Source organism: Arcobacter caeni, assembly GCF_003063245.1.
Classification (GTDB): domain Bacteria; phylum Campylobacterota; class Campylobacteria; order Campylobacterales; family Arcobacteraceae; genus Aliarcobacter; species Aliarcobacter caeni.
Genome location: NZ_MUXE01000004.1, coordinates 61,009 through 87,752 on the forward strand (window position 1 = coordinate 61,009; position 26,744 = coordinate 87,752).

Annotated in this window: 25 protein-coding genes and 1 other RNA gene; 20 read left to right on the top strand and 6 right to left on the bottom strand. The window is 26.3% G+C overall.

What is annotated here, in order from left to right:
- From B0174_RS12175 to B0174_RS03830, 5 genes are read left to right on the top strand one after another with little or no spacing between them, the layout of a single operon-like run.
- On the top strand, positions 1-141 hold the full coding sequence (locus B0174_RS12175; protein WP_165790389.1) for a hypothetical protein: 141 nt from the start codon (positions 1-3) through the stop codon (positions 139-141).
- Positions 141-1,277: an MBOAT family O-acyltransferase gene (locus B0174_RS03815; RefSeq protein WP_108558332.1), complete on the top strand. Its 1,137-nt coding sequence runs from the start codon at positions 141-143 to the stop codon at positions 1,275-1,277. The genes B0174_RS12175 and B0174_RS03815 overlap by 1 nt, the downstream gene beginning before the upstream one ends.
- On the top strand, positions 1,274-2,710 hold the full coding sequence (locus B0174_RS03820; RefSeq protein WP_108558333.1) for an AMP-binding protein: 1,437 nt from the start codon (positions 1,274-1,276) through the stop codon (positions 2,708-2,710). The genes B0174_RS03815 and B0174_RS03820 overlap by 4 nt, the downstream gene beginning before the upstream one ends.
- A gap of 12 nt (positions 2,711-2,722) precedes the next feature.
- Positions 2,723-3,091, top strand: coding sequence for a hypothetical protein (locus B0174_RS03825; RefSeq protein WP_108558334.1), 369 nt, complete (start codon positions 2,723-2,725; stop codon positions 3,089-3,091).
- A 28-nt stretch (positions 3,092-3,119) separates the two neighbouring features.
- Complete coding sequence (locus B0174_RS03830) at positions 3,120-4,256, top strand: MFS transporter (RefSeq protein WP_108558335.1); 1,137 nt, start codon at positions 3,120-3,122, stop codon at positions 4,254-4,256.
- Here B0174_RS03830 and B0174_RS03835 read toward each other — a convergent pair.
- From B0174_RS03835 to ssrA, 3 genes are all read right to left on the bottom strand, one after another.
- Positions 4,253-4,783 (bottom strand): YaeQ family protein, encoded by a 531-nt coding sequence (locus B0174_RS03835; protein WP_108558336.1) that lies wholly within the window; start codon positions 4,781-4,783, stop codon positions 4,253-4,255. The genes B0174_RS03830 and B0174_RS03835 overlap by 4 nt on opposite strands.
- A gap of 8 nt (positions 4,784-4,791) precedes the next feature.
- Positions 4,792-5,487 (bottom strand): DUF1003 domain-containing protein, encoded by a 696-nt coding sequence (locus tag B0174_RS03840; protein WP_205663489.1) that lies wholly within the window; start codon positions 5,485-5,487, stop codon positions 4,792-4,794.
- 162 nt (positions 5,488-5,649) lie between these two features.
- Positions 5,650-6,038: a transfer-messenger RNA gene (gene ssrA / locus B0174_RS03845) on the bottom strand.
- A gap of 148 nt (positions 6,039-6,186) precedes the next feature.
- Here ssrA and B0174_RS03850 point away from each other — a divergent pair.
- The 8 genes from B0174_RS03850 to def all read left to right on the top strand — a co-directional run bounded on the left by B0174_RS03850 (position 6,187) and on the right by def (position 13,480).
- Complete coding sequence (locus tag B0174_RS03850) at positions 6,187-7,380, top strand: saccharopine dehydrogenase family protein (RefSeq protein ID WP_108558337.1); 1,194 nt, start codon at positions 6,187-6,189, stop codon at positions 7,378-7,380.
- A gap of 140 nt (positions 7,381-7,520) precedes the next feature.
- Positions 7,521-7,685: a rubredoxin gene (gene rd / locus B0174_RS03855; RefSeq protein ID WP_108558338.1), complete on the top strand. Its 165-nt coding sequence runs from the start codon at positions 7,521-7,523 to the stop codon at positions 7,683-7,685.
- On the top strand, positions 7,675-8,823 hold the full coding sequence (gene nspC, locus B0174_RS03860; RefSeq protein ID WP_108558339.1) for a carboxynorspermidine decarboxylase: 1,149 nt from the start codon (positions 7,675-7,677) through the stop codon (positions 8,821-8,823). Before rd ends, nspC begins: the two co-directional genes overlap by 11 nt.
- A 12-nt stretch (positions 8,824-8,835) precedes the next feature.
- Complete coding sequence (ppk2, locus tag B0174_RS03865) at positions 8,836-9,777, top strand: polyphosphate kinase 2 (RefSeq protein ID WP_165790393.1); 942 nt, start codon at positions 8,836-8,838, stop codon at positions 9,775-9,777.
- Position 9,778: 1 nt separating this feature from the next.
- Positions 9,779-10,909 (top strand): polyphosphate kinase 2, encoded by a 1,131-nt coding sequence (gene ppk2, locus B0174_RS03870; protein ID WP_108558341.1) that lies wholly within the window; start codon positions 9,779-9,781, stop codon positions 10,907-10,909.
- A 142-nt stretch (positions 10,910-11,051) separates the two neighbouring features.
- Positions 11,052-12,353 carry a trigger factor gene (gene tig / locus B0174_RS03875; protein WP_108558342.1) on the top strand — a complete coding sequence of 434 codons (1,302 nt, stop codon included), beginning with the start codon at positions 11,052-11,054 and terminating at the stop codon, positions 12,351-12,353.
- Positions 12,354-12,369: 16 nt separating this feature from the next.
- Positions 12,370-12,954 (top strand): ATP-dependent Clp endopeptidase proteolytic subunit ClpP, encoded by a 585-nt coding sequence (gene clpP, locus B0174_RS03880; RefSeq protein ID WP_108558343.1) that lies wholly within the window; start codon positions 12,370-12,372, stop codon positions 12,952-12,954.
- 10 nt (positions 12,955-12,964) lie between these two features.
- Positions 12,965-13,480, top strand: a complete 516-nt coding sequence (gene def / locus B0174_RS03885; RefSeq protein WP_108558344.1) for a peptide deformylase — start codon at positions 12,965-12,967, stop codon at positions 13,478-13,480.
- A gap of 17 nt (positions 13,481-13,497) precedes the next feature.
- Here the strand turns inward: def and B0174_RS03890 are convergent, their stop codons facing one another.
- Positions 13,498-13,878: a hypothetical protein gene (locus B0174_RS03890; RefSeq protein WP_108558345.1), complete on the bottom strand. Its 381-nt coding sequence runs from the start codon at positions 13,876-13,878 to the stop codon at positions 13,498-13,500.
- Between the two features lie 121 nt (positions 13,879-13,999).
- Here B0174_RS03890 and B0174_RS03895 point away from each other — a divergent pair, with 121 nt between their 5' ends.
- Entirely contained in the window at positions 14,000-15,181 is a 1,182-nt protein-coding gene (locus B0174_RS03895) for a YifB family Mg chelatase-like AAA ATPase (protein WP_228156408.1), read from the top strand.
- Positions 15,182-15,228: 47 nt separating this feature from the next.
- Entirely contained in the window at positions 15,229-15,450 is a 222-nt protein-coding gene (locus B0174_RS03900; RefSeq protein ID WP_108558346.1) for an excalibur calcium-binding domain-containing protein, read from the top strand.
- A gap of 135 nt (positions 15,451-15,585) precedes the next feature.
- Here the strand turns inward: B0174_RS03900 and B0174_RS03905 are convergent, their stop codons facing one another.
- A complete protein-coding gene (locus tag B0174_RS03905) occupies positions 15,586-16,251 on the bottom strand; it encodes an endonuclease (RefSeq protein WP_108558347.1) in 666 nt (221 codons plus the stop codon).
- Between the two features lie 285 nt (positions 16,252-16,536).
- Here B0174_RS03905 and B0174_RS03910 point away from each other — a divergent pair, with 285 nt between their 5' ends.
- From B0174_RS03910 to B0174_RS03925, 4 genes are all read left to right on the top strand, one after another.
- Positions 16,537-17,232: a metallophosphoesterase gene (locus B0174_RS03910; RefSeq protein ID WP_108558348.1), complete on the top strand. Its 696-nt coding sequence runs from the start codon at positions 16,537-16,539 to the stop codon at positions 17,230-17,232.
- Positions 17,233-17,403: 171 nt separating this feature from the next.
- On the top strand, positions 17,404-18,411 hold the full coding sequence (locus B0174_RS03915; RefSeq protein WP_108558349.1) for a toprim domain-containing protein: 1,008 nt from the start codon (positions 17,404-17,406) through the stop codon (positions 18,409-18,411).
- The gene (locus tag B0174_RS03920; protein ID WP_108558350.1) at positions 18,404-21,679 is read left to right on the top strand and encodes an RNA-directed DNA polymerase; all 3,276 of its coding nucleotides are present in this window, start codon (positions 18,404-18,406) and stop codon (positions 21,677-21,679) included. The genes B0174_RS03915 and B0174_RS03920 overlap by 8 nt, the downstream gene beginning before the upstream one ends.
- Positions 21,676-22,545, top strand: a complete 870-nt coding sequence (locus B0174_RS03925) for a carbon-nitrogen hydrolase family protein (RefSeq protein WP_108558351.1) — start codon at positions 21,676-21,678, stop codon at positions 22,543-22,545. The genes B0174_RS03920 and B0174_RS03925 overlap by 4 nt, the downstream gene beginning before the upstream one ends.
- Before the next feature lie 406 nt (positions 22,546-22,951).
- Here the strand turns inward: B0174_RS03925 and B0174_RS03930 are convergent, their stop codons facing one another.
- Positions 22,952-23,581, bottom strand: coding sequence for a hypothetical protein (locus B0174_RS03930; RefSeq protein WP_133174788.1), 630 nt, complete (start codon positions 23,579-23,581; stop codon positions 22,952-22,954).
- A gap of 301 nt (positions 23,582-23,882) precedes the next feature.
- Here B0174_RS03930 and B0174_RS03935 point away from each other — a divergent pair, with 301 nt between their 5' ends.
- The gene (locus tag B0174_RS03935) at positions 23,883-26,642 is read left to right on the top strand and encodes a UvrD-helicase domain-containing protein (protein ID WP_108558353.1); all 2,760 of its coding nucleotides are present in this window, start codon (positions 23,883-23,885) and stop codon (positions 26,640-26,642) included.
- The last annotated feature ends 102 nt before the right edge of the window (positions 26,643-26,744 follow it).

The following is a 26,744-nucleotide window of genomic DNA, read 5'->3' on the forward strand; positions in this document are numbered from 1 at the left end:
ATGAACTATTTTTTCAGAACTTTTGTAATATATTTATTGTTGATTGTAGGCTTTTCATTTATTGTTTTAGATCAAAATATCGATGATTTAAGTGGACAAGATGTTGAATCAACTGTAGAATTTGTGTACGAGGCTTTTTGATGTATCATATATTACCATTTTCAGGACTTAACTTTTTTATTATAATTTTTGGTTTTATTATATTTTTGCATTTATTTAAAAATATTTTAAATAAAATTATTTCTTTTAAAATGTTATTATTTATAGCAATTATAATATATATTTATTTCTGTATTCCACATTCAGAAAAAGTTTTATTTTTTCTGATTTATGTTTATGGTGTATATTGGATATATGTAAAAAACAAATATCAAAGTACGCTACTTCCCATGCTAATTATTGCTTTACCTATGATACTTCATAAAATTGATGTAAGCCCTATATTTAAGGTTATTGGTATTTCATATATTACATTTAGAACTATTCAAGCAATGGTAGATAGCCATAATTATGGGAAATTATCTTTTATTGAATTTACTTCATTTTTATTATTTCCAACAACACTTTTGGCAGGTCCAATTGATAGATCTTATAGATTTCAAGAAGATTTACAAAAAGGTTATGAAAATTTAACTTTAAATAATATCGGAAAAGGTTGGGATATTTTAATAGTTGGAGTTTTGTTTAAATTTATTTTTGCAGAATGTGTAAATAAATTTTGGCTTATACCTATTGATGAAAATAGTGTTCATCTTTTGGATATGATGAATAGTGCATATTCTTATACAACTTATCTTTTCTTTGATTTTGCAGGATACAGTGCTATGGCTGTTGGTTTGAGTATGATGATGGGAATAAAAGTTCCTATGAATTTCAATCATCCATATTTAGCCCCAAATCCACAAGATTTTTGGAGAAGATTTCATATTACTTTAGGTTCTTGGTTAACAGATTATTTCTTTAAACCTTTGTATAAATATTTACATAGTTTTAATATTTTAAAAGGCAAAAGATTGTTAATTCAAAACTTAGCAATCATAGCTACATTTTTACTTATGGGAATGTGGAATGGTTTTACCTGGTATTTTATATTTAGTGGATTTTTATTTGGTATTTATTCAGCAATTCATAACATTTATGTGGTTTATGTAAAAAAAGGTGGATATGATTATTTTACGATTTTTCCAGATATTATATCTTTAAATTTAAAACGATTTTTGATGATAAACGGTGCTGTTTTAGCACTATACTTTTTTAGTGGGAGAGTTCCTATATGAGATTTGATTTAGAATTATTAGAGTTTGTTGAGTGCAACAAAGATTCGCAAAAAGTGGCTATTAGTGCTAGTGACAAAGATTTAACATGGAATGAATTTAAAGATGAAGTTGAGAAACTTAAACTTGAAATTTCAAAATATAATCTTCCAAAAGGTCATCCAGTAGTTATTTATGGGCATAAAGAAGCCAGTTTTATTGTAAGTATGACAGCTTGTATGAGTTTGGGATTACCATATATTCCCGTTGATACTATTTATCCAAAAGAAAGACTTAATAAAATAGTAAATATATTGAACTCTGCTCTTATAATTTATACTATTGAAAATAAGATGGAAGTTAATACAAATAATATAAATACAAGTTATCATTTAGATGATTCAATAATTTATATTATATTTACTTCAGGAAGTACAGGTGAACCAAAAGGTGTTCAAATTACTAAAAATTCAATATTAGATTTTAAAGAGTGGTTAGAAACAGATTTTAAATTTAATAATAATTCAATTTTTATGAATCAAGCGCCTTTTAGTTTTGATTTATCAGTATATGAAGTAGTTGGATTTTTATTATTTGGTGGAACAATTATTTTAAATAGTAGAGAATTATTAGAAAATCACCTTGAATATTTCGAGCGATTAAAAAAATATAATTGTAATACTTGGGTTTCAACGCCTTCGTTTATTAGTAAATATTTACTTTCTGCTGAATTTGTTAGCAGTAATATAAAAACATTAAATAGCTTTTTATTTTGTGGAGAAGTCTTACCATCAGCTACGGTAAAAAGAATAAAAAATAATTTTCCTGATTCTAAAGTTCTTAATACTTATGGTCCAACAGAAGCTACTGTTGCAACAACTTTGATAGAAATTACTTCTGAAATAATCGATAAATATTCAAAAAGTTTACCAGTTGGTTATGTAAAGAAAAATACAATAATAAATTTATTAGATAAAGATAGTGAAAATGTTGGAGAAATAGAAATAGTTGGTGATAATGTTTCTATTGGATATTTTAAAAATGAAGAGTTAAATGCTCAAAAATTTGAACCAAAATACGAAAAAAGAAGCTTTAGAACAGGTGATTTTGGATATTTTGAAGATAATATGTTGTTTTTTGCAAATAGAAAAGATGAGCTTATAAAACTTCATGGATTTAGAATTGAACTTGGAGAAATAGATAAAGAGTTTACTAATAATAAAGAAGTAAATGATGCTATTACAATTCCTTTAAAAAGAGGAACAGAAGTTGTAAAATTAATTACTTTTATTATTTCAAATAAAGATATTAATATTAATACTTTAAAAGATGAAATATCAACGGTACTTCCATATTATATGGTGCCTTCTGATATAGTAAAATTAGAAAAATTTCCATATAATTCAAATCATAAAATTGATAAAAATGAATTAATTAATATATATAAAAGTTTATAAAAAGGATTGATAGTGAGAAAAGTTGTATTAAAACCTAAAGAGATAAGAAAATTTAGTTTATATTGTCCTTTTACAAATGAAAAATTAGATAATGAAGATAACTCTTTTGAAATATATGAAGGTGCTGGAAAGTATTTATTTTCATTATGCGAAGATTGTTTATTTTATGATGTTGGAAATAATGATGAACTTGAAAAAAACTGGGAAAATTCTGCTTATGAAACAGTTGAAAAGTTTGTTGAAAGTTATCCAGATAAAAATATTTTAATAATTGAAGTATTAATTGCTAATGAAAGTTATTTTTATGGTTTTTTAAATGAAGATAATATTGAATTAAGTGATGAAGAAATTGAAAAAAGATTTATTAGAGAAAATAAATAATTTTTTGATTATTTGAATAAGTGATTTTATGAAAAAAAGAGATTTATTTATAGTTATTTATTGCATTATAATTATTTTATCAGTTATGTATGCAACGCAACCAATACAACCATTATTAGCAAAACAATTTAATATATCAATCATAAAAGCTTCTCAATTTACAGCAGTAATTATGCTTTTTTTAGCAATTTCTCCAATAATATATGGATATATTTTAGAAAAAGTAAATGTAAAAAAAATGCTTATAAATTCTTCTATTATTTTATTTATTACAAATATATTTTTAGGCTTATCTACAAGTTATGAGTTATTTTTATTTTTTAGAACTATTGAAGCTTTAGTAGTTCCAGCCATTCTTACTTCTTTGATGAGTATTTTGGCAAATATAGATAAAGAAAATATAAAATTTAATATGTCTATTTATGTGGCATCTACTGTTTTTGGTGGTTTAGTTGGAAGAGTTTTTTCAGGATTTATAGCTACAAATTTATCTTACGAATTTGTATTTTATTCTTTATCTTTAGCTATTTTAGTTTCAATATATTTTATCTCGAAATTATCTTATGAAGGTGAAGCAACTATTGCAAAACCTAAAATTGCTGATGTAATAGAAATATTAAAAGATAAAAGATTTTTGGTAATATATTTTTTAATGTTTTGTGTATTTTTTGTATTTAGTGGTGTTCTAAATATTTTACCTTTTAGAGTAAAAGAGATTTCATCAAATGCCTCAGAATTTCAAATTTCATTGCTTTATTTAGGTTATGGAATGGGAATTTTAATCTCTTTAAATTCAAGTAAAATTATTAAATATTTTAAAAATGAACTAAATACAATTTTATTTGGTTTAATATTTTTTCTCTTTATAACAATATTTCTAGTTCAAGAAAATATAATCTTTATATTTTTACTAATTTTTTTATTTTGTGTAGGAATGTTTACTGTTCACACTGTTAGTACCGGACTTGCAAATTCTATGAAAGAGTCTCAGAAATCTTTAACTTCTGGAATGTATCTTAGTTTTTATTATTTAGGTGGAGCATTAGGTTCTTTTTTACCATCTATTATATATGAAAAGTTTGGTTGGAATGTAGTGATTTATATGTTTTGTATGATTTTACTTATAACTTTTATTTTAGTTATAAGTAAAAGAAAGTTATTTTAAAATAGGATATTTTGAGTAATAATCATATCTTTATCAGAGCTAATTAAAGATAATTCACTATCACTAATATTACATTGTAAGTTCATACTTCTTTGCATTAACTCTTCAATATCTTCATCCATATTTAAATTAATAATAGATAAATTTTTAAATCTACTAAGATTATTCTCAATTTTTTTAAACCAAGGTAATGCCATATTTTCTTGATATGTATAAATTATAACTTTTTCAGATCTACCACAAGCTTTTTTGATTCGTTTTTCGTCTGGTTGACCTAACTCTATCCATAATTTTATATCACCACCAAAATCTTTTTCCCATAAATCAGGTTCATCATCTTCTGCAATACCCTTGCAAAATGTTAATTCTTCATTTGCATTTAAAATAAATGCAACAATTCGCGCCATTAATCTCAATTCAGTTTCGCTTGGATGTAAAGCAAGAGTGAGATTGTGTTCGTTGTAGTAGTTTGTATCCATATTTGCAATATTTAAAAATGCTTTGTGGATTGTGGATTTAGTTGCCATTTGATTCCTTATTTTGCTTTTCGTCGTAATTCTTCTAAAAGATCAATTTGAATTTCTTGGATTTGAGCCAATCTTTCCCATTGATGTGAAAGAAGATGATCCATTTTTTCATGAAGTTGTCTTATTTCTAGTTCTGCTTTTAAATTAACTTGATAATCATATTGAGATCTTAATCTATCTTTTGCTTCTTGTCTATTTTGACTCATCATAATTATTGGTGCTTGAATAGCAGCAAGGCAAGAAAGTAATAAATTTAATAAAATAAAAGGATATGGATCTACTGGTTTCCAAAATATAACAGTGGCATTTACGCCTATCCAAATAATTAAAAATAATGCAAAAAATCCCATAAACATCCAACTTCCGCCAAAAGTTGCAATTTTATCAGCAATTCGTTCACCTGTTGACCATTCGTGATCTAATGTTGTATCTGATGTTATTGAGATAAGTTCATGTTCTTTCATAGTTTCTAATACTTGTTGTTCAAGTGTAGTTAATTCACCCTTTTCTGATTCAAGGATGGAATGAATATATTTATTTTGATAAAGATGTAAATCATTTCTACAGATTTCTGATGATTCATCCCAAGTTAAAATGTCTTTTTGTATAAGTTTATAAATTCCCTCGCGAATAATTCCAGCATTTATCATCTCAGTACTTTTAAAATTTTTTTGACAAACAGAACATTTATGTAATTTTTCCAAAGTTACCCTTTTCTCGCATTCGTTTTAGAATTCGTATAGTAACTAAGATTTATAAAAAAAATAGATTGATTTAAAAATAAATTGTTTTATTGATTTTTTTGTAGTTACAAAGCTGTTGTAATGGTATTATTACCTCCCAATTTATGGGGATTGTGGGTGTATTGGTGGAGAAGACGGGAGTCGAACCCGTGTCTTAAAATGCTTGACCTTAGTATCTATACATGCTTTTTTAATTGTTCGATTTAATTTTAGAAAAGTACAATTAAACTTTAATAAAACTGTCTTTTATGCGTTAGTCTTAACTTAAAAGATAATGATTAAGATATATCTGTTTGTTTGTTATACTTCGAATCCTACTCTAACAGAATAATCTGTAGGTGAAGCAACACCCGCCTCTATTCAGAGAGCTGGGGTAGAGCAATTAAGCTGCTACCCTTTGAGGTGCGTAATTTGTATTGTTTGCATTTAAACATTTTTGAGCCTTTTAACGATATGCTCATACCGACATGCAACTAAAACCGAAACACTCCAATCGAAGCCAGGACTTCCCCATAACTCGAAAAGGAAGTTTACATAAGCAATTATTAAAACTATGTTAATTGTAATCAAATTGTTACTAAATGGTAATTTATAGTTATTTTATCCGTTCTTATATTTAAAAATAGTACAATAATATATAAAAATATATCGGAGTGAATAATGAGCAAAAAAGGTATTTTAATTATCGGAGCAGGTGGAGTTAGTCGAGTTGCAACTGTTAAAAGTGCAATGAATATGGACACTTTTGAAAAGATTACATTGGCATCAAGAACAGTTTCAAAATGTGAATCTATCGCTGCTGATATTTTAAAAAATCAAGGTGTAAAAATAGATGTAGCATCTGTTGATGCTGATAATGTTGATGAATTAGTAAAATTAATTCAAAAAGTAAATCCAAAAATGGTTTTAAATGTAGCGTTACCTTATCAAGATTTAACAATTATGGACGCTTGTACTAAATGTGGAGTTGATTATGTAGATACTGCAAACTACGAACATCCAGATGAAGCGAAATTTGAATACAAAGAACAATGGGCTAGAGATAATAAGTTCAAAGAAGCTGGAATCATGGGACTTTTAGGTTCAGGTTTTGATCCAGGTGTTACGGGAGTATTTTGTGCTTATGCTCAACAAAACTTATTTGATGAAATTCACACTATAGATATTATGGATTGTAATGCAGGTGATCATGGTTACAAATTTGCAACTAACTTTAATCCAGAAATTAACTTAAGAGAAGTATCTGCAAATGGTAGATATTGGGAAAATGGTGCTTGGATTGAAACTACACCACTCGAAATCAGAGTTGATCATGATTATCCAGAAATTGGTGTAAAAGCTTCGTATCTTTTATATCATGAAGAGTTAGAATCACTTGTTAAAAATATCAAAGGTTTAAAAAGAATTAGATTTTTTATGACATTTGGAGATTCTTATATTCAACATATGAATTGTTTACAAAATGTTGGAATGTTAGGAATAGAGCCAGTTATGCATAAAGGTGTGATGATTACACCAATTGAATTTTTAACTACACTTTTACCAGATCCAGGAAGTTTAGGACCAAGAACTGTTGGACAAACAAATATTGGATGTATTATTGAAGGTATCAAAGATGGAAAACCAAGAAAAGTTTACATCTACAATGTTTGTGATCATCAAGAGTGTTATAAAGAAACAGGAGCACAAGCTGTAAGTTACACAACAGGAGTTCCTGCGATGATTGGTTCTAAATTACTTTATAAAGGTATTTGGAAAAATAAAGGTGTGTTTAATATAGAAGAGTTTGATGCAAAACCATTTATGGATGAGTTAATGACTCAAGGTTTACCTTGGAAAATTCTAGAATTATAAATTAATTCTTTTTTCCATACTCAGCGTTGGAATAGAAGATTTTACAAACTCATTTACCAATGTAAACTCCTTTGTAAAATTTCTCTTTCGCTTTGATTATGAAAAAATCTCTTAATTTAAACAGTAATAAGGAGTTTATTATGAAAAAATATATTTGTACAATATGTGACTATATTTATGACCCAGAAATAGGTGATCCTGATTCTGGAATTGTTGCAGGAACTGCTTTTGAAGATTTACCGCAAGATTGGGAATGCCCTGATTGTGGTGTAAGCAAAGAGGATTTTGTAGCACTTGAAGACTAATAATTTAACAGTAGATAGTTTTGAAAAACTACCAAGTCCAAGTTATGTTTGTGAAGAAAAACTTTTAGAAAAGAATTTAATTCTTTTAAAAAGAATTCAAGATGAAGCTGATGTGAGTATTCTTTTAGCACTAAAAGGTTTTGCTCTTTGGTCAACTTTTGATTTATGCAAAAAATACTTAAAAGGTTGTTGTGCATCAGGACTTCATGAAGCAATTTTGGCAAAAGAGGAGTTTGGTGGAGAAGTTCACACATATTCTGCTGCTTTTAAAGATGATGAAATTGATGAGATTATTTCTTTATCAAATCATTTAGTTTTTAATTCTTTTAATCAAGTAAAAAGATTTAAAGATAAAGCTTATGGAAAAGTTTCTTTAGGAATTAGATTAAATCCTGAATACTCAAGTGTTGAAGTTGATTTATATAATCCTTGCGCACCATTTTCAAGAATGGGAACAACAAAAGCAAATTTTGATGAATCTCAGCTTGAATTTTTAGATGGTTTTCACTTCCATGCTTTATGTGAACAAAATGTTGATGCACTTGAGGGTGCGTTAGCAGCTTTTGAAAAGAATTTTTCACAATATTTTGACAAACTAAAATGGGTAAATTTTGGTGGTGGACATCATATTACTAGAGCTGATTATGATGTTGAGGGATTAATCAAACTTTTAAAAGATTTTAAAGCAAGATACCCACACCTAAAAGTTTATTTAGAACCTGGTGAAGCGATTGGTTGGCAAACTGGTTACTTAGTGGGAACTGTGCTTGATGTAATTAATAATGGTATGGATTTAGTTATTTTAGATACATCAGCAGAAGCTCATATGCCAGATACTTTAGCGATGCCATATCGAGCGATGATTAGAAATTCTGGAGTTGCAGGAGAAAAAAAACATACATATAGACTTGGTGGAAATACTTGTTTAGCTGGAGATATTATTGGTGATTACTCTTTTGATAAGCCTTTAGAAGTTGGAGATAAAGTTATTTTTGAAGATATGATTCATTATACGATGGTTAAAACAACTACTTTTAATGGAATAAAATTACCATCAATTGTTATTAAACATAATGAAGAGTATTATGAAATTGTAAAAAACTTTGGTTATAATGATTATAAAATGAGACTTTCATAGGAGATTTGAATGATGGGGCAAGAAAGAAATATTATAGATAATGAATTTTCAGATATGGAAGTTATTGATACAAAAGAGTCTGTAAAACATGATTATAAAGATAAAAGTAGAGAAAAAGAAGATCTAGAAAAAAAAGTAGAAAATGGGATTAAAAAAGTTCAGATTTGGGTTAGAGAAGAAACTTTAGAATATGAAAAAGAGTTAACTAAACTTCAAATTGAACTTTTAAAACTTCAAAATCATGTAAAAGAAAAAGGACTTAAAGTTTTAATGATTTTTGAAGGTCGTGATGCTGCTGGAAAAGGTGGAACTATTAAAAGAATTACAGAACACCTAAATCCAAGGGGTGCAAGAGTTGTAGCTTTGGAAAAACCAAGTGATATTGAAAAAACACAGTGGTATTTTCAAAGATATACTCAATATCTTCCAAGTGCTGGAGAAATAGTTTTATTTGATAGATCTTGGTATAACAGAGCAGGAGTTGAGCCTGTTATGGGATTTTGTTCAACGGAAGATCATCATGAATTTTTAAGAGAAGTTCCTGAATTTGAAAAAATGTTGGCAAAATCGAATATTGTTTTATTAAAATATTATTTCTCAGTTTCAAAAAAAGAACAAGCAAGACGATTTAAAAAAAGAGAAATAGACCCTTTAAAACAATATAAACTTTCACCTGTTGATAAAGAATCTCAGAATTTATGGGATAAATACACAATAGCTAAATTTTCTATGTTAATGGCTTCAAATACAGATCTTGCCCCATGGACTGTTATTAAAAGTGATAATAAGAAAAAAGCTAGATTAAATTGTATTAGACATATATTGTCTAATATTGAATATAAAAATAAAAATAAAGAAAAAGACTTTTTTAAAATAGATAAAAAGATATTAATAAGTGGTACAACAGAGATTGAGAATATGGAACAGGATATTAAATTAGCGAGGTTATCTTAAAATGAATTTAGGTGATTTTGAAAGAACAAATTATAGTGGATTATATATTTCAAAAGAGGCTCATCCTGAGTTTGGAAATAAATATATAGCAAGATTTCAGCATGATAGAAAAAGATATGTAAAAGTTTTAGGATTTACTAAAAAAGATAATTTAACAAAAAAAGATGCTTTTGAGTTATTAAAAACTTTTAAAGATTCTGTTTTATCTAAACCAGAAATAAAAGTTGATAAAAAAATAAAATTACAGGAAAATAAATTGATAGTTAAAGATAATGAAATTTTAAAACCATTAAAAGAAGAAAATGACTTTTTAAAATCAATTTTAGGCAATTATGAGAAATTAAATTCTCATGTTCTATCAGAAGGAATTCAAAAAATTTACGATTTAGAAGCCTTAAAAAAATATCAAATAGAGTTAATAAAACTTCAAAACTGGCTCGAAAAAGAGAATAAAAGAATGATTATTATCTTTGAAGGAAGAGATGCTTCTGGAAAAGGTGGAGCTATTAGAAGAATTACTAGATATATGAATAATAAACACTACAGAGTTGTAGCTTTAGGAAAACCAACAGAAACTCAAAAAAATCAATGGTTTTTACAAAGATATATAGAACATTTTCCAACAGGTGGAGAAATAGTATTATTTGATAGAAGCTGGTATAACAGAGCTATGGTTGAACCAATCTTTGGATTTTGTACACCTGAAGAACATGAAATTTTTATGGAAGATGTTGTTAATTTTGAGCAAGATTTAGTAAGACAAGGAATGATTTTAATAAAACTTTATTTTTCTGTTTCTAAAGAAGAACAAAAAAGAAGATTTGATAGAAGAATTGAAGATCCATTAAGACAATGGAAATTTTCAGAAGTTGATATGCAAGCTCAAGATTTATGGGATGAATTCTCAGAAAAAAAATATGAGATGTTAAGACGAACTACTTCAAGATCAGCTCCTTGGCATATTGTAAGAAGTGATGATAAACATAAAGCAAGACTTGAAGCTATGAAAATTATTTTAAATTCTGTTGATTATGATGGAAGAAATTATTCATTGGATTTTGATGCAAATGAAGAGATAAATATTTCAGTTCAAAAAGAACTTCTACAAATGAGAAAATCAAAAGATTATTAAATCTTTTGATTTTTGTACTAAAAAACCTACTTTTAAACATACAAATTTTCCTACAACTTTTTTTCAAATCAGCGTTTTATAAAAACCTTAGTAATTTTTAGATAAAATCAGCGTTAAAATTATAACAATCGGAGTGAATTTAATGGAATTTAGCGCAAATAAAGTTGATGGTGCAAATGCTGTAATAACTGCAACTATCGCAAAAGAAGTAGTAGAATCAAATTTAGATAAAGTAGCTAAACAAGCTGCTAAAACTATGAATGTTCAAGGTTTTAGAAAAGGGAAAGTTCCTGTAGCTGTAATAAAACAAAGATTTGCTGATAAATTAAGAGAAGATGCAGAATCAGAAGCTTTAAGAAAAGTTTTAGGTGAAGCTTTAAAAGAGTTAAATATTTCAAATGCAGAGTTAATTGGTGAACCAATAATTTCAAAATTTGATAAAAAAGAAGATGGTTCTATTGATTTAGAAATTTTAGTTGCTTGTAAACCAACTATTGATTTAGGTGATTATAAATCATTACTTCCATCAGTTGTTGAAAAAGAAGTAGATGCAAAAGAAATTGATGCAAGATTAGAAGAGATTGCTAAATCATCTGCTCCATTAGAAAAACTTGCTAAAAAAAGAGCTGTAAAAGATGGAGATCATGCTGTTATTGATTTTGAAGGTTTTGTTGCAGGTATTGCATTTGAAGGTGGAAAAGCTGAAAAATATCCATTACATGTAGGTTCAGGTTCATTTATTCCAGGATTTGAAGAACAAGTTATTGGTATGAAATATGAAGAGCAAAAAGATATTCTTGTAACTTTCCCAGAATCTTACCAAGCAAAAGATTTAGCTGGAAAAGAAGCTACATTTAAAGTAACTTTACATGAAATTCAAGAAAAAGTAGTATCTGAATTAAATGATGAATTTGCACAAAGAATGTTACCTGGTGAAGAAAATGTAACAATTGATACTTTAAGAGAAAAAATTAAAGAGCAATTCAAAGCAGAAGCGATGAATAAATACTATAGAGAAGAATTAAAACCTGCATATTTAGAAACATTAGTTGAAAAATTACAATTTGCTTTACCAAATTCTGTAGTTGATCAAGAAATTAACTATGCTTTAAATAATAAAGTAAGAACAATGAGCGAAGATGAAATTGCAACTTTAAAAGAAAATGAATCAAAAGTTGAAGAAATAAGAAATGAATTAAAAGAAGATGCAGTTAATTCTGTAAAAGCTACATTTATTATTGATGCACTTGCTAAAGCTGAAAATGTTCAAGTTTCAGATCAAGAAGTAATGCAAGTTTTATATTATGAAGCAATGCAAATGGGACAAAATCCACAAGAACTTGTGAAACAATATCAAGAAGCTGGATACCTACCTGCAATTAAAATGTCTATGATTGAAGAGAAAGTTATCTCTAAATTATTAGATGAGAAATTAGGAAAATAATAAGATAGGATTGATTATGAGTTATATACCATATGTAGTTGAGAAAAGTGGAAGAGGGGAAAGAAGTTACGATATTTATTCAAGACTTCTTAAAGATAGAATTATTATGTTAAGTGGAGAGGTAAATGATGCTGTAGCTTCAACTATTGTTGCTCAGTTACTTTTTCTTGAAGCTGAAGATCCAGATAAAGATATCTATTTATATATCAACTCTCCAGGTGGAGTAATTACAAGTGGTATGTCTATTTATGATACTATGAATTATATCAAGCCTGATATTTGTACTATTTGTATAGGTCAAGCTGCATCTATGGGAGCATTTTTATTATCAGCTGGAACAAAAGGTAAAAGATATTCTTTACCAAATTCTAGGATTATGATTCACCAACCATCAGGTGGAGCACAAGGGCAATCAACTGATATTCAGATTCAAGCTAAAGAAATTCAAAGAATGAAAGATAGTTTAAATGCACTTATTGCAGAACAAACAGGTCATGATGTTTCAAAAATTGAACAAGATACAGAAAGAGATAATTTCATGAGTGCTGATGAAGCTTGTACTTATGGATTAATTGATGAAGTTATAGCAAAGCATAAATAAGAAATTTTTTATGATTAGAGAAGTTATAACTTATCCAAATAAACTACTTCGAGTAAAATCAAAAGATGTGGAGCAATTCGATTCTGAATTGCACACTCTTTTAGAAGATATGTATGATACAATGATAGCTGAAGGTGGTGTTGGATTGGCTGCAATTCAAATAGCAATACCTTTAAATGTTTTGATTATAAATATTCCAAATGAAGAAGATATTCAAGAAAAAGATGAATTAATAGAAGCTATAAATCCCATAGTTACTCACAAAGATGGAACTCAAGTATTCACTGAGGGTTGTTTAAGTGTTCCTGGTTTTAATGAAGATATAACAAGAGCACAACATATTATCGTTGAATATTTTGATAGAAATGGAAATAAACAAACTATGGAATGTGAAGATTTTTTAGCTGTTGCATGGCAACATGAAATGGAACATCTTGCTGGTCATTTATTTATTGAAAACTTATCAATAATAAAAAGAAAAAAATTCGAAAAAGAGTGGAAAAAAAAGATAAAAGATAAGAATTAATCTTTATCTTTTTTATTTTATGCTTCAAAACCCTTTCTTAAAACACTAATAATCATTGAAAACAATAAACTGTTTGATAAAATCCAAATAAACCAAAAGAATATTTTCTCAAATTTACTAAAAAGAATATTTTTAAACAATAATGGGCAAGATTTGATTGCTAAATAGAAAAATATTGCTATTCCTATATACATTGTATATTTATTTTGAGAAGCAAATAGTATTGTAATAAAAGAGATAAATGGTACAAAAATAGTTAAAGCAAAAAATTTACCATAAATTTTTCTTTTTTTATCTCCATCAAAATATCCAACGGTATGCCCGCATTCGGGGCAAACAGTTCCTAATCTTGATAATATTTCATGGTTACAGTCGGGGCAATTTATAAGTGATGACATTGTTAAAATTCCTAGATTTTTTCGCTTATTATAGCGAGTGTTGTTAAAAGTAGAGTCTATTTAGTTTTTAATATAAATAAAGATAATATATTAATTTATTACATTATTAAATGGTGAATTTATGAAAATTATAAAATCAGCTTCTCTTGATACTTTAGATGCAATTAGTATAGATGTTGAATCAACTTTTACACGAGGCTTACCTACTTTTACAATTGTGGGGATGATTAGTACAAGTATTAGTGAATCAAAGGATAGGGTAAAATCAGCACTACTCACAAATGGATTTAAATTTCCTCCTTTAAAAATTACAGTGAATCTTTCACCTTCTGAAATTAATAAAAAAGGAACACATTTTGATTTAGCAATTGCCTTACAAATTGCACTTTTTGAAGAAAAAAATATTGATTTTGAAGATACTTATTTCTTTGGGGAGCTAGCCCTTGATGGAAATATAAAAGATACAAGTTCTATTTTTCCAATTGTTTTATCTTTGGTAAAACAAGGATTACTTAAAAAAGTTTTAGTTTGCAATGAAAGTGCAGAAAAACTATCAAATATTCATAATTTAGAAATTTATAGAGTAAAAAATTTAGAAGAGGCAATATTATTTGCAAAATCTAAAAATAAAGATAACTTTTTATATGAAAAAAAGATTTTTGACTATAAAACATTAGTTATAAATGATGAAACTTTTTATTATGAAACAAAGTATAAAAGTGATTTTATTGATGTAATTGGACAAGATATGGCTAAATACGCTGCGATGATTAGTGCTGCTGGAAATCATAATATTATTTTTGAGGGAAGCCCTGGTTGTGGAAAATCTATGATTTCAAAAAGATTGCAATATATAATGCCTCCTATGAGTTTGGAAGAGATTTTAGAAAAAGCAAAACTTCAAGCCTTGGATTACAAAGAAATAGATTTTTCTCCAATTAGAGCCTTTAGATCACCACATCACTCAAGTACAAAATCCTCAATATTTGGAGGAGGAAGTTCAAATGCAAAGATGGGTGAGATTGCTTTAAGTAATAATGGAATTTTATTTTTTGATGAATTGCCACATTTTTCAAAATCAATTTTAGAAGCATTACGAGAGCCACTTGAAGATAATAAAATATTAATATCAAGGGTAAATAGCAAAATTATGTATGAAACAAAATTTATTTTTATTGCTGCCATGAATCCTTGTCCTTGTGTCATTTCTAATAATAAATGCTACTTTCTAATTAATTATGCTACAAATGTTTACTTTGTTTTTTCAAAAATTAAAGAAAAGTCATTTTATAAATATAATTAGAAATAAACAATTCAAAATGCTATAATCAAATAAAAAAGGATTATTCTATGCATAAAATTCTAATAGTTATTGCACTTACGTTATCTCTTTTCTCAGCAGAAACAAAAAAGCCAAAAACTGAAGTAAAACCAGAATTTAAATGTGAAGGTAAAAAATATTGTAAAGAGATGAGTAGTTGCAAAGAAGCAATGTTTTATTTAAAACAATGTGGAGTATCTAGACTTGATAGAGATAAAGATGGTATTCCATGTGAGACTATTTGTAGATAAGAACTATCTCTTATCTACTAAATTTAGGAATTATTTACTTATTTCTTTCTTTTATTTTTGATTCATAAAAACCAAGCATTATTACAACAGCTACAACAATAGTAAAACCAATTATTTCACCTTGAAAATCTTGCATTAAAGTCCTTTAATTTTATTAATTCTTTTATTTTTCTCAATTTCCCATTCATCTATTGGGTCTTGTTTATCCCATACTTCCATTAGTTTTCTTTCTTGGTCTGAAAGGTTAATATTATATGTATTACTCATATAAAAATATGCTCTTGCAATATCACCTTTTATTTCATCTCTTACATAAGTTCTATTAGTATCAAAATCTACTTCAAATTTACATTCACCATACATTCCAACTTTTGGTTTATCTGCTCCATATCTAAGATTACTTCTATCAGCATTTAATTCACCAATAGCAGGAACAAGGTTATGCATATCAGCTTCCATTTTATTAAACACAGGGTCTTTACTACAAGCTTTTCTTCCACCATCTTTCCAACAAGGTAAATGTTTACCAAAGTTTTCAGCAGGCATTATATGTTCCCATTCAATCCTATTAGCTCTTTCATTCTCTTTACCTTTTTTTGTTAGTTCATTTCTTGGAACATAACCACAGCTATTTCTATCTATCATATTATCTTTATCTAAAGGATTATATTTACATCCACAGTAGAAAGTTGTTTGATGGTCTTTATATATTTCTTTTAATATTTTTTTTGATTGGTTGAATGATTCTGCTAATATTGTGGTTGTGAATAAAAATGCTGTTAGTAATATTATTCTTTTCATATGTTTCCTTGATTGTTAAAAGTTTTGAATTATAGTTGATTTTTATTTCAAATTGTTATATTTTTTAATTCTTTTTTAAAACTAATATATAATTGTAAAATTAGATATTTTAGAATAACTTTTAATATTCAGAAATATAAAATCTTTTTAGAAAAGGATGTTCTCTTGGATTTACTAAATCATCATCTCTAAACACACAATCCAAAGAATAGAATAATAAAAAAGATTTAAAAGTGTTTATATCAATGAAATCATTTTTGATAAAAATAAAGAAGGGAATTTATAATGGAACAAATGTATATAATAAGTGATGTTCATGGTTGTTATAAAACACTACTTGCATTAATAGACCAATTTCCAAATAAACAAAACTCTAAAATAGTTTTTGTTGGTGATTTAATAGATAAAGGTAAACACACTCATGATGTTATTGAATTTGTAAAGAACAATAACTATGATTGTGTATTAGGTAATCATGATGAAATGATGATACTTTATCATTCTCACCTTGAAAATGATAGACACCATGAAGATTTAAAATATTGGCTCTTTAAATGTGGTGGAGAATTTACTTTAAATTCATATTCTTCAAAAGAAAAGTTTTATGAACATATTGAATATTTAAAAAGTTTACCTCATTATATAGAATATGAAGATTATAAAACAGAAGATAATAGATACCTAGTTGTTTCCCATTCAACTGTTGGAAAAGTATGGAATTTAAGAAATAGTACAAATGAAGATGATGTTGAAGAGTTTAATCATTTTGTTAAATGGAGTAGATGGAAAAATCATGATAATGAAGAAATATTTAATGTCTATGGTCATACAATTTTTCAAGAAGCACTATTAAATCAGTATAGTTGTGGTATTGATTTAGGATGTTTTTATAAAAATAAAGAGAAATTACCAAATCCTAGACTTTGTGCTTTAGAATTTCCATCTATGAAGATTTATACTCAAGAAAGTTTGGAAGATTAAGAAAATAAAAATAAGTATATTAAGTGATATTTTTGATAATTACTTTACGACAAATACACAAATGATGTAATTAAATTATAATAAAGTTAATGTATTAAAATATTATTTATTGTTTTAATTAACTAAGATAATGATAATATATTAAATTACATAATGAAGAATATAAAATAAATGAAAAAAGATACTGAAAAATTAAACAATATTCCTATTGCTAAAGTTGCAAATTTATTAGATATTGATATTTCTAGTAAAAAAGTGGTTAAGTGCTTTAAAGGACATGGTGAAAAAACTCCAAGTTTATCTTTCCAACTAAATAAAAATTTTTTCAATTGCTTTAGTTGTCAAATTTCAGGTGGTCCAATTAATCTAGTAAAGGAATTTTATAATTGTAGTTTTATAGAAGCTTGTTCTTGGCTTGAAAATAGGTTTTTTAATTCAACAAATACAATAAGTAATAATTTTGAGTCACCTAAATATCAATCTAAAATACTAGAAGAAGATTTTTTTGAAGCAGATTCAGAAGTATATGAATGGTTAATACAAAATACAACATTAAGTCAAGAGACAATTGCATATTTTAAATCACGAGGTATTACTGAAAAAACTTTAAATGATTTTAAAATTAAAGATATTCAAAATCCATATTTTATTTTAAATGAGGCTAAAAATAGATGGGGATTAGATCGAGTTATCAAATGTGGACTATGGAAATATAAAAATTATAAATATATGCCTGTTTGGTGGCACCATGTTATTTTGTTTCCTTTTTTTGATATACAAGACCGTATTACATATATACAAGGAAGATTTTTAAATCATGAATATAGATGGATGAACCTTTCTGGCGTTAAATCTACAATATTTAATGCAAGAATTTTTAATAATTTAAAATTCTCTGACAATGTTGTTATTACTGAAGGACTCACAGATACTTTGAGCCTCTATCAAAGAGGTATCAATGCTATAGGCATAATGGGTGCATCAAACTTTAAAATTGAATATGTTGATATATTAAAAAATTATGAAATATTAGTCGCACCAGATAATGACCCTGCAGGAGAGATGTTTTATAAAAAAATAGAAAAATTATTTGAAGTTCACAAATCAATACGTAAAGTTGTCATACCAAGTCAATTTAATGATGTAAATGATGCACTAAAAGGAAAATCAAGTGAATAAGAAATCAATTATAAGTGAAATAGTGGAAGTAGAAAATTTACATTGGGCATGGACAAAAGCAAAAGCATTTTTTGCAAAAAATGAATATTGGTATGACCAGATAGCAATTTCAAATTTTAGTGCAAATTATGAAAATGAATTAAAACAAATTCAAACTGACATTATGCGTAATAAATATAAATTAGAACCAATTAGACCAATATTTTTTCCAAAAGGTTTAGATGAACAAGGAAAACCTCGTAATAGACAAATGTTTTTGATAAATGTACGAGACCAAGTGGTTTGGTTAGCTGTAATGAATATTATAGGAAAGTACTATGATAAACTAATGCCATTTTGGAGTTATGGAAATAGACTATATATTAGTATGTTCCCTGATGGTCGAACACAAACAGGAAAAATTAAATGGGGATATGGGAATTATCGAAATACAACTACAAATACATATCGAAACTTTCAGCAAAGCTGGCCAAGATTTAGAAAAGATATCCATCTCATTTCTAAATTAATGCCAAAGAAGAAGATTACGTTAGATTTAGTTGAAAGTGAAGATGTTGAAAATAACAGTAATTTAAAAGAACTGCATAAAATAAAATATAAAGAAAAATCGTACTGGAGTAAAAATGAGAGTGACAGTTTATATTGGGCAAGTATAGATTTAACAAAATTTTTTCCAAAATCTAACACAGATGCAATCAAAAAAAACTTTACTGACTTTGCTGATGAAATAAAAGAAAAATATACAGACTTTTCTCGTTTGCAAGAACTTATAGACAATCTACTGGCATTTGAAGTTGATTATGATGGGCTTACAGCTACAGATGATGACTACAAAGCAATAGGACTTAATACTAAATCTAAATTTACAGGTATACCAACAGCTCTATTTTCTGCTGGCTTTTTATCTAATATTGCTATGTTAAAGGTAGATAAAATTAGTCAAGAAATTCTTGAAAAAAGAAAAGAAATTGCACACTTTAGATTTGTAGATGATCATACTTTTTTATCTACGAATGCAGATGCATTACTAGGTTGGATTGAAGAGTATGAAAAAATACTTCAAGAGCATTTTACAGATGCTAGTGGTTCTTCATGTATGGAAATTAATCATAGTAAAACACTACCAAAAGAGTGTGCAATTTATATTGCAAAAAAGAATGGTAACTTAAAAAAACTAGCAAAAGACCTAGCCCTAGACTGTCAAAAGTATGAACTAAAAAGTCTTAAAGAGATAAAAGAAAATACACTATCAGAGATGTTTATAGACCCACTTTATCCATCTACACTAATGAATCATACATTAGAAAAAATGTCTATGATTAATAATACTCCATTTGATTTACTTGATTCAGATGAAGGTTCACGAGTTATACATGATCTTGAACACTTATTGGTTTCTGAATTTTCAGATGAAGAAATAAGGGGAGATACACGTATGGCATACGCTTCTTCTCGATTAGCACAATATACAGCACGAAAAGACCATGACTTTACAAGTATATATTTAGCCAAATCTAAACTACTAAAACATTCGCAAAAAAGAACATGTGAAGAGAAATGTGAAGAAGAAAAAGAAATTAAAGATCTTTCAGAAGATAAAAAAAACAGTAGGATTACAAATTATAAAAAAGAAAAAGAAAAACTTGAAGATAGTTTAATAAAAGCGAAAGAAAAGCTTGAAACTATGATACAACAAGAAAGAAGAAGAATTTTTAATCTTTTGATATACACAATTCGTTCACATCCAGACAAACTTTCATTATGGAAAAATACTATTTTATTTTGCGAGAAAAATGGTTTTTCAGAGATGACAAGCAATGAAATATATTATAAAAATGAACTACATGAATTATGGGATTTAATACAAGAACTAAAGAACAAAAATCATTTTAATCAATTTTCTTATATATATATTATGACTTTTTTTTATGATCAGCTTGCAAATTCTATAAATCGTTCATTTGTTATGTTATCTTCTAATCCATCTTACAGAGAAATGTATAGAAAATGTACTTATTTAAATGCTATTTTTAAATATGATTTTTTTGAAAGACTACTAAGTATAAAAGATGAAACTTATTACTTTAAACAATCACAAAATCTATTAAAAACAACAATTTCATCAATTATTCATTTAACTAGTGATTTAAAAACAGAAATAAAAGAAAAAATAAAAATTAACACTACGTTATTTGAAAATTTGAACATCTTTGATTGGAATAAAAATACAATTGAAAATGTACAATTTCAAGAATTAGATTATGATATGGTTATATGGAATATAAGTGAAAAGTTTATGAAAACATCTGTTGATATTTCAGCAATTATTAAAACATACTATAAATCATCTACTTTTAACAACTATCTCTCGTATAGTATTATGTCACTATTTCCTAAACTTCTTAATAAAGAAACTGTAATAAAATTATTAACAAAAGAAGAAATAATTTACTTTCCTTTTTCTTGGTGGTATGAAGTATTGAAAGAAAATTTTATAACTTATGAAAAATTAAAGAATATTACTAATAAAAGTGCACTAGAATGTTTTGAATATATTAGTATAACAAAAGACAAAGATTTACTATTAAATTTACTAAGTTTTAGTCATAATAAAAATAATAGAGAACTCTTTGGATTAAAAATTATTTTACTTTTAATTAACAACTGGTCTAAAGAAGTAGACCTATTTACTTTTGATCAAATTAATAAAAGAGGAGATTCATTTCCATATAATTTTATTTTTACTGTAGATAAAGATAAAAAATATAAAATAGATGAAATAAACTTACCAAACAGGATTATTGATGAAAGGTATTTTCCAAATTTTATTAACTTTGATGGTCGAGACAACCCTGAAAAAATGTTTATTTTTGGTTTAGGTATTTTGTTATATCAACTAATTACACAGACAAAAGAATTACCTAATTATATGTATTTACCTAGTCAGCAATTGTTGAATATAAGCAAGTTTTTATCAGATATTGAAAAGCATCCAATATCTTCTCTAACTACTGAGATAATCAATAGTTGTCTTTCTAAAAGAAATAGAGAAAATCAAAAATTTATTGAGAGAGGAGAGGATAAACCTGAAGATACTAAATATGAGTTTGAAGTTAAAAATATTAGTCAATTAAAACTAATTGTCATACAAGCAATTAAAAGTATAGAGTCAGGAAAATATCAATTTGATGATAATATTCGTTATCTTATTCCATTTAGTCTTCAAAAACTTAAAGCTGATATTTTGATAAATAAGGAGGATAGATGAGTACATATAAAGAGTACTTAAAAATTGGATTTATTCAAACAAATCTTGATAGCGATTTAGCTTGGGGTCCTGATTATGATATAAGTTTACAGATGAAAGAAGAATCTGAAAATCATGTTTGGCAAGAGATAAAAAAAGGTTTTCATAAACTATTTAACCATCATTCTAAACCAGATATTATCGTAATGCCTGAGTTAACTATTCCTAATGTTTATCAAAAAGAATTAAGACGGCTTGCACAAGAAATGAATGCTGTTGTTTTTGCTGGTTTAGACTGGCAAGTTATCGATACTGTAGTAATGAATTATTCACTTTTAGTAGTTCCAAATAAATGGAACGAAGAAGGACTAAAGTCTTCACTTACAACAGTAAGATACTTAGGTAAAAAATTTCCTGCAAATGCAGAGTCACTAACTATAAAAAAATGTGCTGAAAATCATAAAAAAGATTATAAGTTTATTTCTGATGAAAATATCTACTTAATAGATGCAAATCCATTTGGAAAAATAGGATTTGCAATTTGTGCAGATTTTTATGATTTAGAACGATATGTTGCATATAAGGGTAAAGTCCAACACATGATTATACTGGCTTATAATACAGATACTAATTCATTTTATGCACTAGCTGAAGCTATTTCAAGAATAGTCATGTGCAGTGTTATAATATGTAATACAGGAAAATATGGTGATTCATTAGTTTTCTCACCATATAAACTGCCTCATAAGCGTATGATATTTAGAAATCAGGGTGCTGATTTATTTGCAACACAGGTAGTCAACCTTCCAGTTAAATCTTTATGTGATGATCAAAATGCAGGACAAAATGCAAAAATGTTTAAAGTACCACCAACACCATTTGAATAAAAAATGTAAATTTAATTATTGAATAGAAATGTATTTTTTAATAGAACAATAAGGCATTAGATTTCTAATCCAGTCAAATTCCTTATCGGCGAGGTAGAGTCAAGGGATTTGATAAATAGAACATAGTACTGATTCTGATTTCTTTGCTTACCTAAAAAATGTCTTTATTTATGATTTTGATAAGTTTTTTGGCTAAAGAAAAGAGTAAATGAAATTAATCATCTACTCTCAAAATCTATGCTGTTAAACTTTCAAGTGCTTGGTGTACAAAAACTTGTTACAAAGATGAGTTATAAAATAAGTTCAACTTTAGCTTTTTGAACTTTCTCTAAGTTCCAAACTAAATGGTTTAATTATGATATAACTTTAATGACTATCCGTTACTGACATAAAACTCTGAATGGTCTTATAATAAATGAGCATAAGGCACTAAGAGATAAGAATAATCAAATATTTTTTCTTTTAAATGTTTTCTTTCTTTCTCTTTTATAGTTTTTTTAGCACCATTATATGTGTCAGGCATTACGGTTTTAATAGTAAAACCAAATGCAATTTTACCACTCGGGTTTTTTCCTATTTCCATAACAATAGGCATAAAAAGATTATTAGTGATAATATAAGACTCTCTTTTTTCAAATATCTTATTTTTTTCAATAGTGTCATCACTTTTATAGATACTAAGTTCTTCATACATATCTTCATACATTGATAAGCATCTTAAAAGTATTGGCTTTATCATTGAAGATAAAAATTTTTTCACTTTATCAGGTGTAGATAACTCTTGAATATTACATCTTTCAATAACTCTTATTAAAGCATGGAAAGAAAAATTAATAAAAATTCTTTTATATATTATTCCCTCAATTAAATTAAAATGAATATCAAAGCCAATATATTTATAATCTTCTTCATCATTTTTTTTTATTAAGGTAACATCTGCATAGGCTATTTGCCATTCTTGAGTTTCTATTTTACTCTGCTCTAATAAAAGTAGATGAGGAGTTTTTTTAACATGCTCAGCATATCTTCTAATCATTATTTTTCTTTTATTATTTTTTATGGAAATAATATTAGCTTTACTGCCTTCTTTGAAACAATTGATTATGTCTTGTGCAATCTTATTTGTTGATTTGTTTTTAAATGAATCCATGTATATTCCAATATATAATATTTTTGCAGTTTATAGAATTATATATAAAATAATTATAATCTTAGTATAATGATTTAGATGTAAGAAATGATTATTTTCTTAAATTAATTTCATAGGTACAGTTTAAAAAGTAAATTTAAATAAATAGAATAAGAATTTGATACTTTAAGGATAAGTAAGATTTTAAATGATTTCTTGTAACACACAATTAAATAAAAATATTGAACAAAAATTAAATGACGAACTTAATAGTATTAAAAATAAGCTTCCAAATTGGATTGTGAATAAAATAGTAAAAGTTTGTTCATTTGGAAAAATTGATTTATATAAAATTAAACAAGAACAAATAAATAAATTAATTAATGAAATTGAAAAACTTAAAGAAGTTTATGAAAAAATTGACAAAGTAGAATTGAAATTAACTGATTTAGAAAATACAACCAAAGATATTTATATTAATGATTATAAAAGAAGACAATATAAAGCTAAATTAGAATTAATATTAAGAGAATTTTCTTTTTATGATTTATCCATAGAAAATGAAAAATATAAATTTCTGTCAAATTTTTTTATTGATTCAATAAATGCAGTAAATGAAAAGAATAATTTATTTGTTAAAGATGAAAAAATAAAAGAAGCAGATTTTTTCAAATCAGTTGAAGAAAATCCGTTAACAGAATCTCAACAAAATGCAGTAGTGATTAATGAAGACAACAATCTTGTAATTGCAGGAGCAGGTTCTGGTAAAACAAGTGTTCTTGTAGCTAAAATTGGTTATTTAATAAAAAGAGGATTTACTAAGCCAGAAGATATTCTTGTTTTAGCTTTTAATAAAAAAGCTGTTGAAGAAATAGAAGAAAGAATTACAAAAAAATTAAATATAACGACTAATGTAAGCACTTTTCATGCTTTTGGTTTAAATATTATTGGAAAAGCTAATAAAAAACCATTAATATGTAATTGGGCAACAGATGATAAAATATTAACCAATATGATTAGAAATATAGTAAAAGATAAATTAAATGATGTAAATTTTTATGAATTATTTAAACAATATTTTCTTGAACATTTTGTTCCTTATAAAAACCAATTTGATTTCAAAAATAAGGGAGAATATTACGATTATATTAAAAATTATGATTTAAGAACTCTTAATGGAGACCTTGTAAAAAGTTATGAAGAGCTTGAAATCTCTAATTTTTTACGATTAAAAAATATTAATTATATATATGAATCTCCTTACGAACATGAAACTTCAACATCACGATATAGACAATATCAACCAGACTTTTATCTTCCTGATTATAGAATTTATATTGAACATTATGGAATTTCAAAAGATGGAAAAACAGCAGACTACATTAATAATGAAGATTATTTAAATGGTATTGTATGGAAAAGAAGTGTTCATCGGCATTTTAATACTCAATGTATTGAAACATATAGTTATGAGAAGTCTGAAGGTCATTTATTATCTTCCTTAGAATCTAAATTAAAAGCTCATAGCGTGATTATGAAAGATATTCCTTTTGAAGAAGTATTAAAAATATTCAATGAAAAGAATGGAACAGTAGATAGATTTACTAAACTTACAATTCAATTTTTAAATCATTTTAAAAGTAATCAATTTACCTATGAAGATGTAAGAGAAAGAATAGGTATTTTAGATTTTAGAGAAAAAGCTTTTTTAAATATATTTGAAATTATTTATTTTGAATATGAAAAGAAAAAGAATGAATTTAAATGCATAGACTTTTATGACATGATAAATGATGCAATTAAAATTGTAAAAAGTGGTAAATATATACCACCATATAAATATATTCTAATTGATGAGTTTCAAGATATATCATCGAGTAGAAGCAATTTAATTAAATCACTTTGTGAAAAGATAGATGATTCAATTTTGACGGTTGTTGGAGATGATTGGCAATCTATTAATAGATTTGCAGGAAGTGATGTTTCTATTATTAAGAATTTTAAAAATCATTTTGGTGTTAGTGAAACAATCTTTTTAGACAATACATTTAGATTTGATAATAATATTTCAAATGTTGCATCAAAATTCATTACAAAAAATCCTACACAAATCAATAAATCAATAAAAACATTTAAGTTTTCTGAAAATCCAAGTATTTATATCTATCGGAATGTAAAAAATGAAGAAGCTTATATTGAAAGAATTCTAAATTTCTTAAATAAAAAAACAGAGAATAATAAAAAGAAAGATGTAATTATTTTGGGAAGATTTAATCATTTAAAGCCAGATAATTTTAAAGAAATTCAAAATTACTATACTAATTTTAATATTCAATTCTTATCCGTACATGGCTCAAAAGGATTAGGTGCAGACTATGTAATTTTATTAGGATTAGATAAAGGTAAATTTGGTTTCCCTTGTGAAATAGAAGATGACCCTATTTTAGATATTGTAATGTCACAACAAGAAAATTATGAATTTGCAGAAGAAAGACGATTATTTTATGTGGCATTAACAAGAACTAAAGAAAAGCTTTTTATTGTAAGTGACATTCATAATAGTTCAACTTTTATAAATGAAATTGTTGATGATAATACTGAAAAAGAAATTCAGTATTTAAATAATAGAGATTATGTTGCTAAATATTGCCCAGAATGTCAATTAGGTAGTTTAGTAGAAAAAAATGTTGAAGATAGATATTTTTATGGTTGCAGTAATTACCCCTTATGTGATTATACGGATGAAATTAGGAAATGTTCAGAATGTGGTAGTAATATAGTAAAACTTGTAGATAAAAATATTGCAAAATGTGAAAATATCAAATGTGATAAAATAGAAATCTTATGCAAATTGTGTAATTCATTTATGGTAGTTAGAAAAAAAGATGATAGGGAATTTTTAGCTTGTTCAAGTTATTCTAAAACGGGTTGTAGATATACTCAGAATTTCGCTGATAGGGAATCTTAGAATTTAAAATATTGACTTTTTGTATGTAGATAAAAAGAAATTTCAGATTTGCATTCTTTAAAATCAATATGATTACAATATTATTTTAATTAAAAATGCTAC